A 16649-nucleotide genomic window follows, 5' to 3' on the forward strand; every position below is an offset into this window, starting at 1 on the left:
GCGGGGAGGTGGACGATGACCCGGCGCCGCGAAGCGGGCGAGGCGGTGCTCGACGCCTATGTCGCCCTGTTCCTCCTCTACATGTTTCTGCCGCTCGGCGTGATGGTGATCGCCGCCTTCAACGCCTATCCGGACCCATCGGTGACGCAGTGGCACGGCTTCACGCTCCACTGGTTCGAGGCCCTGGCGCGCGACGGGCGCATGCTCGCGGGCCTGAGGAATTCCATCTTCGCGGCGCTCGCGGTCGTCGCCCTGTCGCTGCCCATCGGCCTCGCCGCGGCCCTCCTCCTCACCCGCCTGCAGTCGCGGGCACGCGGCTTCCTCTATGCCCTGATGGTGTCGCCAATCCTTACACCGGGCATCATCCTCGGCATCTCGACGCTCGTCTTCTGGCGCAATTTCGGCATGGCCGGCGGCCTCCTCCTCGCTGTCCTCGCCCAGACGTCGTTCATCGCCGCCTATTGCATGCTGATCTTCCTCGCCCGCCTGCAGCGCTTCGACGCCACGCAGGTCGAGGCGGCGCTCGACCTCGGCGCGAGCCAGGGGCTCGTCTTCCGTCGCATCCTGGTGCCCTTCCTGGCGCCGAGCATGGCCACCGCCGCCGTCGTCGCCTTCCTGCAGTCCTTCGAGAACTACAACACCACCGTCTTCTCCATCGGCGGCGACTGGACGCTCGTGACCGAGATCGGCTCGCGCTTCCGCTTCGGCCTGACGCCGGCTGTGAACGCCATCGGCGTCGTGTTCGTCGTGCTGACCGTCGCCATGGCGATCCTCCACGTGCACCTCGGCCGGCGTCGCCGCGCGCATGGCTGAGGCGCGAGCCATTCCTGGACCGTCCACCGGCCGGTCGCTAAGACAGGACCGTCAGGAGACGGCCGCGTCCGAGCGGCCCGCTGGAGAAACGCCCGTCATGATGCGCCGCCGCACGGTCCTTACCGCCTTCGTCGCCGCCCTCGCACTCGCCGCCCACGCCCCGGTCCTCGCGCAAGGCTATCCGAGCCGCGCCGTTACGCTCGTGGTGCCCTATCCGGCAGGCGGCCCGGTCGATGCCGTGGCGCGCATCCTCGCCGAGGGCGCGACCGCCGATCTCGGCCAGCCGGTCGTCGTCGAGAACCGCGCCGGCGCGAGCGGCATCATCGGGGCGGGCGCCGTCGCCAAGGCAGACGCGGACGGCCACACCATCGTGCTCGGCACGAACCAGACCCACGCCACCAACGAGAGCCTCATCAAGTCGACGCCCTACCGGGCGGCCGCCGATTTCGCCCCCGTGGCGCTCATCGCCGAGGTGCCGCACGTGCTCGTCGCCCGCAAGGACCTGCCTGCGATGAGCGTCGCCGAACTCGTCAAGGCCGCGAAGGCGGAGCCCGGCAAGTTCACCTACGGCTCCACGGGCAACGGCTCGGCCTCGCACCTCGCCGCCGAGCTCTTCAAGACAAAGGCCGGCGTCGACCTGCTGCATGTGCCCTTCAAGGGCGCCGCGCCGATGACGAACGAGCTCGTCGCCGGCCGCCTCGACGTCGCCTTCGCCACCCTGCCGAGCGTCATCGGCCAGATCGAGGCGGGCACGATCAAGGCGCTCGCTGTGGCGAGCACCAAGCGCGCTACGGCCCTGCCCGCCGTGCCGACGCTCGCCGAGGCAGGTGTCGCGGGCGTGGAGGCCGACGCGTGGTTTGCGCTGTTCGCCCCGCGCGGCACCCCGGCGTCCATCGTCGACAAGCTCTACAAGGCGGTGGGCGCGGCGCTGGCGCGCCCAGCGGCGCAGGAGGCACTGGCCAGGCAGGGTGTGACGCTGGCGCTCAAGGGCCCCGCCGATCTCGGCGCCATGATCCCGAAGGAAGTCGAGAAGTGGGCCGAGGTCGTCAAGGTCTCGGGCGCCAAGGTCGACTGAACCCTTCGCGCGGCCTGCCAACTCCGGGCGCCACGCCCGACATCGGGAGGATTTCGCCCGTGAACCTCACCGCTCTCCTCAAGCAGCGCGCCGAGCGGGGCCGGCCCGTGCGCGTCGCGCTCATCGGCGCCGGCAAGTTCGGCTCCATGTTCCTGAGCCAGGTGCCGACCATTCCGGGCCTCGAGGTGGCGGTGATCGCCGATCTCGACCCGGAGCGGGCTAGGAACGCCTGCCGCAACGTGGGCTGGGACGCCGGGCGCATTGGCCGCACGCGCTTCGTCGACAGGGGTGCCGAGGCTTGCGTCGACGAGGCCGTGGAGGTGGTGGTCGAGGCGACAGGCCATCCCGGCGCCGGCATCGCCCATGCGCTGACGGCGATCGAGGCGGGCAAGCACGTCGTCATGGTCAACGTCGAGGCAGACGTGCTCGCCGGAGCCCTCCTCGCCCGCAAGGCCGAGGCGCGGGGCGTCGTCTATTCCATGGCCTACGGCGACCAGCCGGCGCTGGTCGCCGAGATGGTCGACTGGGCGCGGGCCGCGGGTTTCACGGTCGCCGCAGCGGGCAAGGGTACGAGATATCTACCCGCCTACCACGCCGTCACGCCCGACGACGTGTGGCACCACTACGGCCTCACAGCGGAGGAAGCCCGGCAGGCCGGCATGAATGCGCAGATGTTCAACTCCTTCCTCGACGGCACGAAATCGGCCATCGAGATGGCGGCCATCGCCAATGCCTGCAGCCTCTCCGTGCCGCAGGACGGCCTGCTCTTCCCGCCCTGCGGTGTCGACCATCTCGCCCACGTGCTGCGCCCCAGGGCGCTCGGCGGCATCCTGGAGGAGGATGGGATGGTGGAGGTTGTCTCCTCGCTGGAGCGCGACGGCCGCCCCGTCTTCCGCGACCTGCGCTGGGGCGTCTACGTCGTCCTCAAGGCGCCCAACGACTATGCCGCCGCCTGCTTGAGGCAGTATGGCCTGCCGACGGACGACACCGGGCGCTATGCGGCGATGTACAAGCCCTTTCACCTCATTGGCCTCGAATTGTCGATCTCGGTGCTGAACGCGGCCCTCCGCCACGAACCGACGGGCATGACGCGCGACTGGCGCGGCGATGCCGTGGCCGTCACCAAACGTGCCCTGAAGGCCGGGGAGACGCTCGACGGCGAAGGCGGTTATACGGTCTACGGCAAGCTCGTGCCGGCCGCTCACAGCCTCGCCGTCGGCGCCCTGCCGATCGGCCTCGCGCACGGGGTAGAGCTGACGCGCGACATCGAGGCCGGCGAGGTGGTGACAATGGACGACGTGCTCCTCGACGAGAATGCGCTCGCCGTGCGCATCCGCCGTGAGATGGAGCGCAGCATCGGCGCGCCTGCCTGAAGCTCGTCGAGCGGCGGCGAGTACTGCACTGCCTGCGCGCCCTCCGATCGAGCTAGTCGTGCCGGCTTCAGTCGACTCGTTGTGATGATGCGATCGCGGACGGGGTGGGACACTCTTGTCCTCCGGAGACCGCGTGGCCGCCGGCCTGCGACGTCCGTTCCTTCGCCTGTGCGCCAGCGCACGGCCGAGGCGGGCCGCGCGACGCAGATTGGCGGCGTGGCCAGGTGCCGCGCGAGGAAGGATTGCGATCATGAACGCCAACGACCCGATCCGCATCTCCGACATCCGCCGTTCGCGGGCAGTCGCGGCGTCGATAACCCGCGCCGAGGCCGAACGTCAGTTCAAGTTCTCGGCGAGCCTTGTCGTCGTGCTTGCGCTTGCCACCCTCACGGTGATGGTCGCCAATCGCCTGGCGGTGTCCGACATGGCCCAGACGCCGGCGCCCGCGATCACCATCACCACGACGAAGGCCTCCTGACGGCAAGGGCCTTCGCCATTGAATGCCCCGGTTCCTCGTCTACGGTACACCCTCCCCGGGGTGTGAAGACCGGAGCCGGAACATGCGATCTGCCGCTTTCGCCCTTGCCGCCGCACTCGTCGCTGCGATCGTGGGTGCCCATCCCGTGCTTGCTCAAGCGCTCCTGCGCGCCCGGACCGAGAAGGCCGACATCGTCGTGGAGACGCTGGCGCGGGGCCTGGAGCACCCCTGGGGCCTCGCCTTCCTGCCCGACGGGCGCATGCTCGTCACCGAGCGGCCGGGACGCCTGCGCATTGTCACCGCTTCAGGTCAGGTCCTGCCGGCGCTCTCCGGGGTGCCGCGCGTCGCCGCCCGCGGCCAGGGCGGCCTGCTCGACGTGGCGCTCGACCCGCGCTTTGCCGAGAACCGCCTCGTCTACCTGACCTATGCCGAGCCGCGCAGCAATGGGCTCTCGGGCACGACGGTCGCACGCGGGCACCTCAACTCGGCCGCCACCGGCCTCGAAGGCACCACCGTCATCTTCCGTCAGGAGCCCGGTCATACGGGCGGCAACCATTTCGGCTCCCGCCTCGCTTTCACGCCGGACGGCACACTCTTCGTCACGCTCGGGGATCGCTTCACGTTGCGCGACAAGGCCCAGGACCTCACCACCCATCTCGGCAAGATCGTGCGCGTTCGGCCCGACGGGTCAGTTCCGCCAGACAATCCCTTCGTCGGGCGCGAGGGGGCGCGGCCGGAGATCTGGTCCTACGGCCACCGCAACGTGCAGGGCGCAGCCCTTCATCCGAGCTCCGGCGAATTATGGGCGATCGAGCACGGCCCGCGCGGCGGCGACGAGGTCAATATCGCAAGGCGCAGCCTCAACTACGGCTGGCCGGTCATCACCTACGGCATCGACTATTCCGGCGCCAAGATCGGCATCGGCACGGCCAAGGAGGGGATGGAACAGCCGATCTTCTACTGGGACCCGTCGATTGCCCCCTCGGGCGCCGCCTTCTATACAGCCGACCGCTTCCCTGGCTGGCGCGGCAGCCTGTTCACCGGCGCGCTCGCCGGGCAGATGCTCGTGCGCCTGGAGCTCGCGGGCAATCGCGTCACGCACGAGGAGCGGATGCTGGAGGAACTCGGCGAACGCATCCGCGATGTGCGCCAGGGACCAGACGGCCTCCTCTACCTGCTCACCGACGCCGATGACGGACGCATCCTGCGCCTGCGGCCGGCGGGAGCGAGCTGAGACGGCTCAACGCCCTGGCCTGAGCGCCTTCGGGATCACGAGCTTGAGCCCCGACCAGACGGCGTCGACGGCGCAGACTTTGACGTCGACGAGGCCGCAGGCAAGCGCCTGAGCACGCACGACATCTTCGGTCAGCGTCGTGGGGATCTTCGCCGTCTTCTTCGGCCAGGAGACCCAGAGCATGCCGGCAGGCGCCAGCAGCGCGCGCAGGCGCGGAATCGCCTCCGACAGATCGGCGGCGTCGGTCGTGAAGACAAGCGCGACGTCGAAGGGGCCCTCCGCCGGCAGATGCGCAGGCCCCAGTCGCGTCACGACCGTCGCGAAGCGCGCCGCCTGCGTGAGCGGCGTGAGATGGTCGGGCAGGCCGATGAACAGCACCCGCTGGCCGTCGGCGAGGCCGAGCTTCCTCGGAAGCGACGCGCCGGAATATCCTGCGTCACCCATCCTCACCTCCGTTCAACCCAGCGGACCGCGAAAGATGAAAAAGGCACCGGCGGCGATGAGGCCGAAGCCGATGACGTGATTCAGCGTCATCGCCTCCTTCAGGTAGAACACCGAGAAGAATGCGAAGACAACGAGCGTAATGACCTCCTGGATCGTCTTCAGCTCGGCCGCGGAATAGACCATGTGGCCGATACGGTTCGCCGGCACGGCGAACCAGTACTCCACGAAGGCGATGCTCCAGCTCGCGACGACCGCGACCCACAGCGGCGCCGCCTTGAACTTGAGATGCCCGTACCAAGCGAAGGTCATGAAGACATTCGACAGGAGGAGCAGGCTGATCGGCGCGAGATAGGGACCGGTAAGGATGGCGGGCATGGCGGGCAGGCCTTGCGGGCGGAGGCGCGACGATAGCCGCGCCGGAGCGCGGCGCAACGGTGAGGCCGTTCAGCCGTGGCGCAGCTTCATGGCGAGGATGACGATAAGCAGGACGAGGGTGACGGCATTGGCGCCGATGAGCGGCCAGCTCACATGCAGGATGCCGTAGAGGAGCCAGAGCACGACGCCGACGCTCAGCGCCACCTGGGTGGTGAGCGATATCGCGCGCGTCTCGCGCGTGCGGATGACCTTCACCGCCTGCGGAATCCAGCAGAAGGTGGTGAGGACGGCCGCGACGGAGCCGAGGGCTTCGACGTAGGCGGGGGGCATGCGCGAGGCTCCAGACGGTCCCGCCGTCCCGGGTGGCGGGCCGATCATCCGATGCCGGGCCGCCCTGAAGCTGTCAACGCACCCGCCCTTGCATTGGGCGAAGGCGGCCATGCCGGCAACGCTCGTGTCCCGCCCCACTCAGGCCACGAGGCCGCGCATGGGCGCGACCGCGGCGCTCTCCGGGAAGACGCGCTCGGCGAGCGTCGCGGCCGACACGCCGAAGAGATCAGCGAGCACCCCCTTCGCCACGGCCCTCAGGTCGGCGGTGGGCCGGAGGTCCCGCCCCTCGTACAGCGCCGCGGGTTTCAGGCCCGGCCAGTCGGCGACGACGCGCCCTCCGTTCACCGCACCGCCGACGAGGAAGGCGACGGTACCGGTACCGTGGTCGGTGCCCGCGGTGCCGTTGATGCGCGCCGTGCGGCCGAATTCGGTGACGATCATGACCACCGTGTCCTTCCAGCATGGCCGCAGGCCCTCCTCCAGGGCCGCGATGGCGCCGTCGAGGCCGCCGAGAAGCTGGGCGAGACGCCCCGTGGCGCCGCCCTCGCGCGCATGGGTGTCCCAGCCCTCGAAGGCCAGGGCCGCGATGCGCGGACCGTCCGCCGCCGCGATCAGGCGCGCTGCGCCCTCCGCGATCTGGCGCATGCCCTGCGGGTTGTCCGGCCCGCCGCGGGCGCGCATCACCTCCGCGCCCATGCCCTGGCTCGACGCGAGCCGGTCTGTCTCGAGCCCCTGTGCCAGCGCCCTCGCGAGCAGCGGATCGCGTGCAGCGTAGAGATCCAAGAGGCGGCCCGCGAGATCCTCTCCGGCGCGCGGCAGCGTCGCAGGCGCCCAGCCCATGGCGGGTGCCGGCCCGCGCGCAATAAGCGGCGCCATGGCGCCGACGCCGAGGCAACCCCGGCGCGCCACCGCTTCCCCGGGCGGCAGGCTCGCGGCCAGGCGGTTGAGCCAGCCGCTCTCGGCGCGGCCCGGACGAGGCTCGCCGCTCTCCAGCACGTCCTGACCGTCGAAATGCGAGCGCTCACGGTAGGGCGTCGCCACCGCATGCACGACAACCGCCTGTTTCGCCCCATAGAGCCGGGCGAAGGTTGGCATCGCCGGATGAAGGGCGAAGAAGCCGTCGAGCGGCAAAGCCGGCACCGGACCATCGGGCAACAGCGCGAGATCGCCGTGCAGGCCGGGGTAGTCGGGATCGCCGACGGGTGCGACGGCGGCGAGCCCGTCGAGCGCGCCGCGCAGGACGATGCAGGCGAAGCGTGCGTCCCGCCCGCCGGCGGCGAAGGCGAACCTCGGCATATAGGCCCAGGCGAAGAGGGCACCCGCCGTGCCAAGGAGACGGCGGCGCGACAGGCTCGGCATTTCGCACCACATGGCTCACCTCCGCTGGAATTCCGGCGACATGAGAAGGAGCGCGACGGCCTGCGCCCGGCTCTCGGCCCGCGCCACGGCCTGCCGCGTCTCGCGCGAGCAGGCAGCGCCGAGCACCGCGTCGACGAGATCGGGCGGGCTCGGCCCGCCCGCCGCCTGCCGTCCCAGCGCAGCCGCCACGTCGAGGCGCGCCTTGACGCCTTCGGGCGACACCCAGGCCGCCACCGTGTCGGGAAAGCCGTTCGGCCCCGAAGGCGTCCACAAGGGCTGTCCCATGCCGGCGAGGGCGGCGAGGAGCGGCGGCGCTTCGACCTTGCGCCCGGTCGTGCGCAGGGCCGCCACTAGGAACTCGTAGGGCAGGCGCAGTTTGTGCGCCTCCGGGACCCAGGCCTCCGGCGCCTCGACAAGGGCGAGCGACAGGGCGGCGAGATCGCCGTCGCTGTCGCGGAACGTGCGCGTGAGGCGCTCGACGAGCTTCGGCGGCGGCTCGTCCGCGATGAAATGCCTGGCCAGCTTGCGCGCCACATGGCGCGCCGTCGCCGGGTGGCGGGCGAGGGCGAGGAGCGCCTGCTCCCCCTGCTCCGCCCCGCCCTCGCGGTGGGAGACGCCGAGCACGGCGTGGTCCCCCGGCTCGTGCAGATTGGCGTTGAAGGTGAAGCGCCCCTGGGCGCCACGCTTGTCGTCGTAGGCGACCGTCCAGCCTGTGATGATGCGGGCGAGGCTCGTCACGTCCTCCTGGCCATAGCCGCCATCAACGCCGAGCGTGTGCAATTCCAGGATCTCGCGGGCGAGATTCTCGTTGAGGCCACGGCCGCGGCGCCGTCCCGCCGGCGAGTTCGGCCCGATGGACTCCTGGTTGTCGAGATAGATGAGCATCGCCGGATGTCTCGCGACGGCGAGCAGCATGTCGGCGAAACGCCCGAAGACATGCGGGCGGATGGCCTCGCGCTCGAAGGCGCCGGCGAGCGTGCGCAAGTGCCCGCCCTTGGCGGCGGAAACGCAGAAATGGTTCGACCAGAAGAGGGTAAGCCGCTCGGCGAAGCCCGTCCCGCTCTCGACGCCCACTGACAGGCGCGCCGCGGCCTCAGCGCGGTAGAGGCGCTGTGGCACCGGCGGCCCGGCGCCGAGCGCGATGGGACCCGTGGGCTTGTTCGGCTCCATGCCGCCGATGCGCAGGCTCTCGGGTCGCGCCCCGGCCTCCGCCGCCATCCTCCCCGCAGCACCCGGCCCCATGCGCGCGAGGCGCTGAAGATCCTCTTCTGCCCGCCAGGCGCGGAAGGCTTCGACGCCCGTCAGGAGATCCGGTCCCTCCGGCTGCGGCACGGCGCGCCGCCGCACCTCCGCCGCGAGGACGTCGCGGATGTCGGCGCCCATGCGCGCAAGATCCCCCGGCCTCGGCCCCAAGCCGAAGCGGTTCAGTCCCAGCACCGCCAGCGCGGCGTCCCGTTCCAGCGCCATGGTGCGCCTCCCGCCGGTCCTTCATCGGTACAAGAAAACCACGGCATCCTTGCGGCTGCATGGGCGAAGCATGAACATTTCGTCATGTCGTGGCGGGCGCCCGGTGGTGCGGAACGTACGTCCGCTGTCGGTGGCCCTGCGGATCGTCAGGTCGCCCCGGCCGGATGTAACATTTGGTCTGGTATCTCCTGCTCAGGCGCCATCGACCGATGATCGTACCCTCCCGCCCCGCGCGCACGACGCTCGCCCTCGTCCTGGCGTGGGTCGTGCTCGTCGCAGCCTTCACGGCCCTTTCTGTCCGGAGCGCGGTCGATCGCGCCGCGGTGGAGGTCGATGCCATGGGCCGCTCGCTGCATCGGCTCGTGTCGCAACGGGCTGCGCAGCATGACGCCCATCTCACGAGCCTGTCGGCGCTGGCGCTCGCGACGCGCCCGCCGCCGCTGCACGAGATCGACCAGGTCGCAGCGACGATCCTGCGCTTCTATCCGCGCATCACCGCAGTCGATCTCCTGTCCCTGCCCGGCGGCGCCGGTGCCCCGGACGCTCCTGCCGTCCTCACCTCCACACGCAGCCCGACGGGGAACGCCGTCGATCCGATCGCGACGGCGACGGCGATCGCCGGCACTGCACCGGGTGCGACGACACTCATCGCCACGGATGCTCCGGTGGGACGCTACCGCCTGGCGAAGAAGCTGCCAGACTCGGAAGGCCGTCTTGCCCTCGTTCTCGAGATCGATGCCCAGCAACTCTTCGATGGTGAAGAACGCCCGGTCTGGGCCGCCTTGACGCTCTCGACGGGAGACCGGACGATCGTCGCACTCCCGGCGACTGCCGGTCTCGGCCCGGCCGCTCCCTCCTGGCTGCCGCGCCCGCATTTCGAGAAGGCTCTGGGCAGCCCCAACCAGCCCCTGCTCCTGCGTCTCGAGCGACCGCTCGCCCTGGCGGACCTCGTCGCACCCGGCCCGTTCGCAACCTTCGCGTTCGCCTCGGCCGCAATCATCGTCCTGGCCGGACTGCTGATGCGCCAGCGGCACATGGCGAAGCGCGCCCGTCTCGCGGCGGCGGAGGCGCAGCAGCGCGCCCGGATCCGCGAGCACGAGGCCCGGCTCGCCCATGCCTCCCGGGTCAACGCCATGGGCGAAATGGCGTCCGGAATCGCCCATGAGCTCACGCAGCCGCTGACGGCCCTGCTGAGCCAGAGTCAGGCGGCCCTGCGTCTGGCCGCAGCCGATGCGGCCGTGCCCTCGGCCGTCGCCGAGGTTCTCGCGGCCAATGTCCGCCAGGCCAAGCGCGCCGCCGACATCCTGACGCGCCTGCGCGCCTATGTCAGCAGGACGCCGCCCCGGCCGGCCGTCTGCGATCTCAATGCGCTCGTCGGCGATGTTGCCGCCCTCGCCCGCATCGATCTGGAGCGACGCAGCATCATTCTCGATCTCCCGGCAGGGGCGCCGGCGCCTCTCGCCTGGGTCGACCCCGTGCAGATGGAACAGGTGGTGCACAATCTCGTCCGCAATGCAGCTGATGCGGTGGAGACGCGGCCCATGGGCGACCGGCGCGTCGTGGTGAAGACCGAGGTCCGCGGCGGCGAGACCCGCATCACGGTCGCCGACACCGGCTGCGGCATTGCGGAGGATGTTCTGCCGCGGCTCTTCGAACCCTTCTTCTCCACCAAGGCGGACGGCATGGGCCTCGGCCTGCCCCTGTGTCAGAGCCTCGTCGAACGCTTCGGCGGCCATATCGTCGCCGCCAATCGGCCGGAAGGAGGCGCTCAGTTCACCGTCGTCCTGCCCCTTGCAAGCGGCGAGCGACGGGCGGAGGCGGCCGAATGAGCCCCCAGCCGCCCGTCTACCTCGTCGACGACGACGAAGCGGTCCGCGACGCCCTGTCGCTGCTGCTGCGCACCTATGGCATCGAGGTGGAGAGCTTCGCCGAGCCGTGCGCCTTTCTCACCGGGCTCGACCGTCGCAAGCCGGGCTGCATCCTTCTCGACCTCCGCATGCCGGCCATTTCCGGGCTGCAGATGCAGGAGCGCCTGCTCGCGAGAGGGTGCAACTGGCCGGTGATCCTCGTCACCGGGCACGGCGACGTGCATGCCTGCCGCCGGGCCTTCAAGGCCGGCGCCGTGGACTTCCTGACCAAGCCCGTCGACGAACAGGCGCTGATCGAGGCCCTGCACGCCGCCTTCCGGGCACTGCAGAGCAGTCGCGAACGTGCCGAGGCGCAGGCGCTCCTCGCGCGCCTCACAGAGCGCGAACGCGAGGTGCTCGACATGATCAGCCGCGGCTGGTCGACGAAGGAGATTGCAGGGGCGCTCGGCATCTCGCCGCGCACGGTGGACACGCATCGGGCCAACCTCGCCGAGAAGCTCGGCACCACCTCCGTCGCCGAGTTCGTCCGCCTGGCGCTCGCCCGCGACGAGCGCGGCGGCACGGCTCCGTAGCGCTACCGATCCCGCTCCGTTGCCGCACCGATTCCGCCGTGGAGGCCGGCGGCGCATCCTCAGCCCGCTCGTTGCAGCGCCGTCGGCAGAAAGGCGGCGCGGTGCCCGAAGTAGAGAAGATGCCATGCCGAAACACCTCCTCGCCGCCGCGGCGGCTGCCGCCACGCTCGCCTTCGTCGGCGCTCCGGCGCAGGCCCAGGTCCTGCAGGAGCGCAACATGCCGCTCGGCCTCGCGGTCGAACTCGCCCAGGCGACCGTCGATGCCTGCGCCGCCAAGAACTACAACGTCGCGGCGGCGGTGGTGGATCGCAACGGCGTGCTGCGCGCCCTGCTGCGGGCTGACCGCGCCGGTCCGCACACGGTTGATTCCGCGCGCCGCAAGGCCTTCACCTCCGCCTCTATGCGGGCTCCGACCGGCGCCATCGCCGAGAATGTCGAAAAGAACCCGGCTGCGCGCCAGCTCGTCGCGATCGACGGATTCTTGGTCCTCGGCGGCGGCGTGCCGGTGAAGATCGGCGAGGAAACGATCGGCGCGGTCGGTGCCGGTGGCGCGCCCGGCGGCCACCTCGACGAGGAGTGCGCCAAGGCCGGCATCGAGAAGATCCAGACGAAGCTGAAATAGGCTTCGCCGTCGAGTCGCATCTCGGCCGCCACCGGAGGCACCTCCTCCGGTGGCGGCCTAGCAGGACCTCAGATCGGCACGGGAGGTGCGGGCCGCCCAGGCCCGCCGCTCGGCGATGGGCCGCGCAGCCGGCCCCGCCCCCTTCTCCTGACTTTTCCTGACAGGAGACTCCCCCCATATTGCGGGCCATGGCTCGCAAACCCTCTTCCCCCCGCTCCCGGGCGTCCAAGCCAGAGCTGAAGCCGCTCGATCCCTTCCTGGCGGACTTGCTCAATCCCGCCCTCAACAAGGGCACGGCCGGGCTCGGAGGCGCGGCCAGCGATCGCGGCCGCGCGGGCGGAACGGCGAAGGGTTTCGGCGAGGCGCCGCAGGCCGGCTTTGCCACGCCCGGTGTGCAGGACCACGATCCGGCGCTCTCGTCCGGTCCTGCGCTGCCCGCAGGCAAGCCGCCAACGACGTTGCGCGAGAGTGGCGCGCCGCCCGGACCCGCGCGCGCCGGACGCAAGTGGGGCGAGGACGACACGAGCCTGACGCGCGACGAGATCCTGAAGGCCGCTCCGCGCCGTGTGCGCCAGGGCAACGTTTCGGCGGATGACGAGGACGAGGCGGCGCCCGCCCTCACCAGCGTCTCCGCCACCGTGGCAGCCCTGTCGAAACTCCTCGAAGGGGGCAACCCCCTCTTCAAGGAGGGCAAGCTGTGGACGCCGCATCGCCCTCCCCGGCCGGAGAAATCCGAGGGCGGCATCCGCTTCCGCATGCAATCGGACTTCAAGCCCGCCGGCGACCAGCCGCAGGCCATCAGGGAGCTGGTGGCGGGCACCGAGAGCGGCGAGCGCGACCAGGTCCTGCTCGGCGTCACCGGCTCCGGCAAGACCTTCACCATGGCCAAGGTCATCGAGCAGACGCAGCGCCCCGCGCTTATCCTCGCCCACAACAAGACGCTGGCGGCGCAACTCTATGGCGAGTTCAAGAGCTTCTTTCCGGACAACGCCGTCGAATATTTCGTCTCCTACTACGACTACTACCAGCCGGAGGCCTATATGCCCCGGTCAGACACCTATATCGAGAAAGAATCCTCCATCAACGAGCAGATCGACCGGATGCGCCACGCCGCCACCCGCGCCCTGCTCGAACGCGACGACGTCATCATCGTCGCCTCGGTCTCCTGCATCTACGGTATCGGCTCGGTCGAGACCTATACGGCGATGACCTTCTCGGTGAAGGTGGGCGAGGTGATCGAGCAGCGCCAACTCATCGCCGATCTCGTCGCCCTGCACTACAAGCGCGTGCAGGCCGATTTCACCCGCGGCACCTTCCGCGTGCGCGGCGACGTCATCGAGCTCTTCCCCGCCCATCTGGAGGACAGGGCCTGGCGCATCGGTCTCTTCGGCGATGAAGTGGAGTCGATCGTCGAGTTCGACCCCTTGACCGGCCAGAAGACGGCAGACCTCTCCTTCGTCAAGGTCTACGCCAATTCGCACTATGTGACGCCGCGGCCTACCCTCCTGCAGTCCATCAAGGGCATCAAGGAAGAGCTGAGGTGGCGGCTCGAGGAGTTGAACCGCATGGGCCGCTTGCTCGAGGCCCAGCGGCTCGAGCAGCGCACCACCTTCGACCTCGAGATGCTGGAGGCGACCGGCTCCTGCGCCGGCATCGAGAACTATTCGCGCTACCTCACCGGCCGCAAGCCCGGCGAGCCGCCGCCCACCCTCTTCGAATACCTGCCCGACAACGCCCTCATCTTCGTCGACGAAAGCCACGTCACCGTGCCGCAGATCGGTGCCATGTACCGCGGCGACTTCCGTCGCAAGGCGACGCTCGCCGAATACGGCTTCCGCCTGCCCTCCTGCATGGATAACCGGCCCCTGCGCTTCGAGGAGTGGGATGCCATGCGGCCGCAGACGGTGCATGTCTCGGCCACCCCCGGCCATTGGGAAATGGAGCGAACCGGCGGCGTCTTCGTCGAGCAGGTCATCCGGCCGACCGGCCTCGTCGACCCGCAGGTGGAGGTGCGGCCGGCGCGCAGCCAGGTCGACGACCTTCTCGGCGAGGTGAAGGCCGCCGCCAGAGCCGGCTACCGCTCGCTCGTCACCGTGCTGACGAAGCGCATGGCCGAGGACCTGACCGAATATCTGCACGAGAACGGCGTGCGCGTGCGCTACATGCACTCGGACATCGACACGCTGGAGCGCATCGAGATCATCCGCGACCTGCGCCTCGGCGCCTTTGACGTGCTCGTCGGCATCAACCTCCTGCGCGAGGGCCTCGACATTCCCGAATGCGCCCTCGTCGCGATCCTCGACGCCGACAAGGAAGGTTTTCTGCGGTCGGAGACCTCGCTCATCCAGACCATCGGCCGCGCCGCGCGCAACGTCGACGGCCGGGTGATCTGCTATGCCGACCGGATGACCGGCTCGCTCGAGCGCGCCATCGCCGAGACCAACCGCCGCCGCGAGAAGCAGCTCGCCTACAATGCCGAGCACGGCATCACGCCGCAGTCGGTGAAGAAGAACATCGCCGACATCCTCGACTCGGTCTACGAGCGCGACCACGTCACGGTGGACGCGGGCCTCGCCCAGGAGCCGGCCGTCGGCCACAACCTCAGGGCCGTCATCGCCGACCTCGAGAAGCGCATGCGCGAGGCGGCGGCAAACCTCGAATTCGAGACCGCCGCGCGGCTGCGCGACGAGATCAAGCGCCTGCAGGCCACCGAACTCGCCATCGCCGACGATCCGCTCGCCCGCCAAGGCGAGGTGGAGGAGCGCGCCGGCAGCTTCGCCGGCGCGCGCAAATACGGCGCTAGCGCCAATCTGCCGCCCGCAGCGACGAGCGCGGAGCCGCGGAGCCGCGCCCGTAAGCCCGACCTCGATGAGATGGGGCCGGGGAGTGACCGGGCGGTGCCGCGCGGGGCGGAGGACTTCAAGCCCCGCTCCATGGGCGGCTGGCCGGGCCAGACCACGGTGAAGAAGGGCGGCCGGCGCCGTCGCGGTGAGGGCGCGGCGGGATGACGAGCCTGCCTGCGATGGTACAATGGCCCTGTCTCGCTCAGGCGCGTGAGGTGGCCATGGACTCGACGCGGCTTTGCACGGCGGCCGGCATGGGCGCAGCCATCGGCCTGTTCCTCGGCTGGGCCTCGCCCGCCCTCGCGCAGGCGCGGGTGGAGGCGGTGAGCCGGACCTGCGCCGAGCTGCAGCAGCTCGTCGCCCGCAGCGGGCCCGTGGTGATCTACACCGGCCCCTTCCTCTACGACATCTACGGCACGACCTGCGGCCTGCGCCAGCGCGCTGTGCCGGGCTATGTCACCGCGCGCGACAATCCGCAGTGCCTTGTGGGCTACACCTGCGCGCCGAGCACCGGCGGCAACGACTGACGGCGACGGTGCAAATGAGAGGAGCCGCCCGCCCGGGGGCGGCTCCGATCGCGTCGTTCCGACCGGGGCCGGCCCTCACGCCTGCTGGATGGCGGAGAGCTTCCAGCCCTCGCCGCGCGCGCGGCGGAAGGTCCAGAGTTCGGTCACCTCGCTCGGCTTCGTCGCGTCGCCCGAGACGATGCGGCCGCTTCCGCGCTCCACCATCGTGTCGAGGAGCGAGAAGCGCATCGCCACCGTGGCGTAGTCGGCATCCGCCTCGCGCCAGGCCTCCGACAGGTCGCCCTGCAGGAGCCTGGGCTCGGCAATCCTGTTGACGACCCCGTCCCTGGCGTTCTGTGCCAGATCCTCGGCGAAGAAGGAGACCATCTCCGGCGTCGTCAACTCCCTGAGCACGGCGAGATCCTCCCGCCCGTAGGCGAGCTGGACATCGCACAGCGCCTTCTCGAAGGCGTCGAAATCGGTGGGCGTGAGGCCGATCTCGTCGCGCGGCGCAGCGGCAGCCCGCGCCGGGCCGTCCGGCCCGCCGAGACTGGCACCCAGGTTGGGGATGCCGGAGCCGCCCAGCGCCGAGCGCGCGATGGGCGCATCGCCCTGCGGCCCGGCGCCCATGCTGGCCATGGCGGGCGAGAGCCCCGCGGGCGCCGGCTGCTGGCGGCTGCGGAAGAAGCGCACCGCAAGCATGATCAGGCCGACGATGAGGCCCGCCTGCAGCAGGAGACCGAACAGGGAGGCGAGCCCTGAGAAGCCGCCGAAGAGCCCGGAGCCGGTGAGGAGGCCGATGAGCCCTGCGCCGACCAGACCGCCCAGGAGCGCCTTGCCGAAGCCGCCGGAGAAGAAGCCCGGCCGCGCCTGCGCCGGCGCTGTCTGCCCGAAGCCGGGCCGCGCCGTCGGGGCGCCGGGCTGGGTCGCGCCCGGCTGGGTCATGGAGCGCTCGATGGGCTGGGCCTGCCGCGGCGCCGTCTGCGTGGTGGGCGCAGCGTCATAGGTGCGGCTGCCGCGGCTGCCGGAGGTGCGCCCGCTGCCGGAGCGCGCCTCCGCGGCACCGGCCGCAAGCACCAGGGCGACGGCCGCGACGGCAAAAAACCGGCCGCGACGGGACAGGGTGGACAAGGACATGGACGTTCCGCTCTCCGACGTTGAGCACTTTGTCTTGACCAGAGAGCCACGGCCGCAGGGCCGAGGCCGGAACCGATCATATAGAGATTGCGAAAGCGTATCGTAAGGGGAGCTTCCTTGGGGAGGCGGGAAGGCGGAGCCCCGCAGCACATC

General features: G+C 70.5%; 16 protein-coding genes. 10 read left to right on the forward strand and 6 right to left on the reverse strand.

What is annotated here, in order from left to right; translation table 11 throughout:
• The first annotated feature begins 15 nt into the window (after window positions 1–15).
• From QNA08_RS13490 to QNA08_RS13510, 5 genes are all read left to right on the forward strand, one after another.
• Window positions 16–813: an ABC transporter permease gene (locus tag QNA08_RS13490; RefSeq protein WP_283741251.1), complete on the forward strand. Its 798-nt coding sequence runs from the start codon at window positions 16–18 to the stop codon at window positions 811–813.
• Between the two features lie 97 nt (window positions 814–910).
• Window positions 911–1888 (forward strand): Bug family tripartite tricarboxylate transporter substrate binding protein, encoded by a 978-nt coding sequence (locus tag QNA08_RS13495; RefSeq protein ID WP_283741252.1) that lies wholly within the window; start codon window positions 911–913, stop codon window positions 1886–1888.
• Between the two features lie 59 nt (window positions 1889–1947).
• On the forward strand, window positions 1948–3261 hold the full coding sequence (locus QNA08_RS13500) for an NAD(P)H-dependent oxidoreductase (protein ID WP_283741253.1): 1314 nt from the start codon (window positions 1948–1950) through the stop codon (window positions 3259–3261).
• Between the two features lie 250 nt (window positions 3262–3511).
• The gene (locus tag QNA08_RS13505) at window positions 3512–3739 is read left to right on the forward strand and encodes a hypothetical protein (RefSeq protein ID WP_283741254.1); all 228 of its coding nucleotides are present in this window, start codon (window positions 3512–3514) and stop codon (window positions 3737–3739) included.
• Window positions 3740–3821: 82 nt separating this feature from the next.
• A complete protein-coding gene (locus tag QNA08_RS13510) occupies window positions 3822–4973 on the forward strand; it encodes a PQQ-dependent sugar dehydrogenase (protein ID WP_283741255.1) in 1152 nt (383 codons plus the stop codon).
• A 6-nt stretch (window positions 4974–4979) separates the two neighbouring features.
• On the opposite strand, the gene QNA08_RS13515 is transcribed toward QNA08_RS13510, so the two are convergent.
• The 5 genes from QNA08_RS13515 to QNA08_RS13535 form a co-directional block, all read right to left on the reverse strand.
• Window positions 4980–5417, reverse strand: coding sequence for a DUF3052 domain-containing protein (locus QNA08_RS13515; protein WP_283741256.1), 438 nt, complete (start codon window positions 5415–5417; stop codon window positions 4980–4982).
• A 12-nt stretch (window positions 5418–5429) separates the two neighbouring features.
• On the reverse strand, window positions 5430–5792 hold the full coding sequence (locus QNA08_RS13520; protein ID WP_283741257.1) for a DMT family protein: 363 nt from the start codon (window positions 5790–5792) through the stop codon (window positions 5430–5432).
• A gap of 69 nt (window positions 5793–5861) precedes the next feature.
• Window positions 5862–6122 (reverse strand): SemiSWEET family sugar transporter, encoded by a 261-nt coding sequence (locus tag QNA08_RS13525; RefSeq protein WP_283741258.1) that lies wholly within the window; start codon window positions 6120–6122, stop codon window positions 5862–5864.
• Between the two features lie 138 nt (window positions 6123–6260).
• A complete protein-coding gene (locus tag QNA08_RS13530) occupies window positions 6261–7493 on the reverse strand; it encodes a DUF1501 domain-containing protein (protein WP_422679919.1) in 1233 nt (410 codons plus the stop codon).
• Between the two features lie 3 nt (window positions 7494–7496).
• Window positions 7497–8948: a DUF1800 domain-containing protein gene (locus QNA08_RS13535; protein ID WP_283741259.1), complete on the reverse strand. Its 1452-nt coding sequence runs from the start codon at window positions 8946–8948 to the stop codon at window positions 7497–7499.
• 173 nt (window positions 8949–9121) lie between these two features.
• On the opposite strand from QNA08_RS13535, the gene QNA08_RS13540 reads away from it, so the two are divergent.
• The 5 genes from QNA08_RS13540 (at window position 9122) to QNA08_RS13560 (ending at window position 15380) form a co-directional block, all read left to right on the forward strand.
• Window positions 9122–10777 carry a sensor histidine kinase gene (locus QNA08_RS13540; RefSeq protein WP_283741260.1) on the forward strand — a complete coding sequence of 552 codons (1656 nt, stop codon included), beginning with the start codon at window positions 9122–9124 and terminating at the stop codon, window positions 10775–10777.
• The gene (locus QNA08_RS13545; protein WP_283741261.1) at window positions 10774–11388 is read left to right on the forward strand and encodes a response regulator transcription factor; all 615 of its coding nucleotides are present in this window, start codon (window positions 10774–10776) and stop codon (window positions 11386–11388) included. Before QNA08_RS13540 ends, QNA08_RS13545 begins: the two co-directional genes overlap by 4 nt.
• Window positions 11389–11512: 124 nt before the next feature.
• Window positions 11513–12010 (forward strand): GlcG/HbpS family heme-binding protein, encoded by a 498-nt coding sequence (locus QNA08_RS13550; protein WP_283741262.1) that lies wholly within the window; start codon window positions 11513–11515, stop codon window positions 12008–12010.
• A 188-nt stretch (window positions 12011–12198) separates the two neighbouring features.
• The gene (gene uvrB, locus QNA08_RS13555) at window positions 12199–15018 is read left to right on the forward strand and encodes an excinuclease ABC subunit UvrB (protein WP_283741263.1); all 2820 of its coding nucleotides are present in this window, start codon (window positions 12199–12201) and stop codon (window positions 15016–15018) included.
• A 56-nt stretch (window positions 15019–15074) separates the two neighbouring features.
• Window positions 15075–15380 (forward strand): hypothetical protein, encoded by a 306-nt coding sequence (locus QNA08_RS13560; RefSeq protein WP_283741264.1) that lies wholly within the window; start codon window positions 15075–15077, stop codon window positions 15378–15380.
• Between the two features lie 75 nt (window positions 15381–15455).
• Here QNA08_RS13560 and QNA08_RS13565 read toward each other — a convergent pair whose 3' ends face one another.
• Window positions 15456–16496: a Tim44 domain-containing protein gene (locus QNA08_RS13565; protein WP_283741265.1), complete on the reverse strand. Its 1041-nt coding sequence runs from the start codon at window positions 16494–16496 to the stop codon at window positions 15456–15458.
• Window positions 16497–16649 lie beyond the last annotated feature (153 nt).

Source organism: Chelatococcus albus (genome assembly GCF_030067675.1).
Taxonomy (GTDB): domain Bacteria; phylum Pseudomonadota; class Alphaproteobacteria; order Rhizobiales; family Beijerinckiaceae; genus Chelatococcus_A; species Chelatococcus_A albus.

What these genes read in the sequence shown, in the direction of transcription:
- QNA08_RS13545 (WP_283741261.1), top strand. Translation starts at nt 10,774, where the DNA reads ATGAGCCCCCAGCCGCCCGTCTACCTCGTCGACGACGACGAAGCGGTC.
- uvrB (WP_283741263.1), top strand. Translation starts at nt 12,199, where the DNA reads ATGGCTCGCAAACCCTCTTCCCCCCGCTCCCGGGCGTCCAAGCCAGAG.
- QNA08_RS13560 (WP_283741264.1), top strand. Translation starts at nt 15,075, where the DNA reads ATGGACTCGACGCGGCTTTGCACGGCGGCCGGCATGGGCGCAGCCATC.
- QNA08_RS13565 (WP_283741265.1), bottom strand. Translation starts at nt 16,496, where the DNA reads ATGTCCTTGTCCACCCTGTCCCGTCGCGGCCGGTTTTTTGCCGTCGCG.
- QNA08_RS13550 (WP_283741262.1), top strand. Translation starts at nt 11,513, where the DNA reads ATGCCGAAACACCTCCTCGCCGCCGCGGCGGCTGCCGCCACGCTCGCC.
- QNA08_RS13525 (WP_283741258.1), bottom strand. Translation starts at nt 6,122, where the DNA reads ATGCCCCCCGCCTACGTCGAAGCCCTCGGCTCCGTCGCGGCCGTCCTC.
- QNA08_RS13490 (WP_283741251.1), top strand. Translation starts at nt 16, where the DNA reads ATGACCCGGCGCCGCGAAGCGGGCGAGGCGGTGCTCGACGCCTATGTC.
- QNA08_RS13520 (WP_283741257.1), bottom strand. Translation starts at nt 5,792, where the DNA reads ATGCCCGCCATCCTTACCGGTCCCTATCTCGCGCCGATCAGCCTGCTC.
- QNA08_RS13515 (WP_283741256.1), bottom strand. Translation starts at nt 5,417, where the DNA reads ATGGGTGACGCAGGATATTCCGGCGCGTCGCTTCCGAGGAAGCTCGGC.
- QNA08_RS13535 (WP_283741259.1), bottom strand. Translation starts at nt 8,948, where the DNA reads ATGGCGCTGGAACGGGACGCCGCGCTGGCGGTGCTGGGACTGAACCGC.
- QNA08_RS13495 (WP_283741252.1), top strand. Translation starts at nt 911, where the DNA reads ATGATGCGCCGCCGCACGGTCCTTACCGCCTTCGTCGCCGCCCTCGCA.
- QNA08_RS13510 (WP_283741255.1), top strand. Translation starts at nt 3,822, where the DNA reads ATGCGATCTGCCGCTTTCGCCCTTGCCGCCGCACTCGTCGCTGCGATC.
- QNA08_RS13530 (WP_422679919.1), bottom strand. Translation starts at nt 7,493, where the DNA reads ATGTGGTGCGAAATGCCGAGCCTGTCGCGCCGCCGTCTCCTTGGCACG.
- QNA08_RS13505 (WP_283741254.1), top strand. Translation starts at nt 3,512, where the DNA reads ATGAACGCCAACGACCCGATCCGCATCTCCGACATCCGCCGTTCGCGG.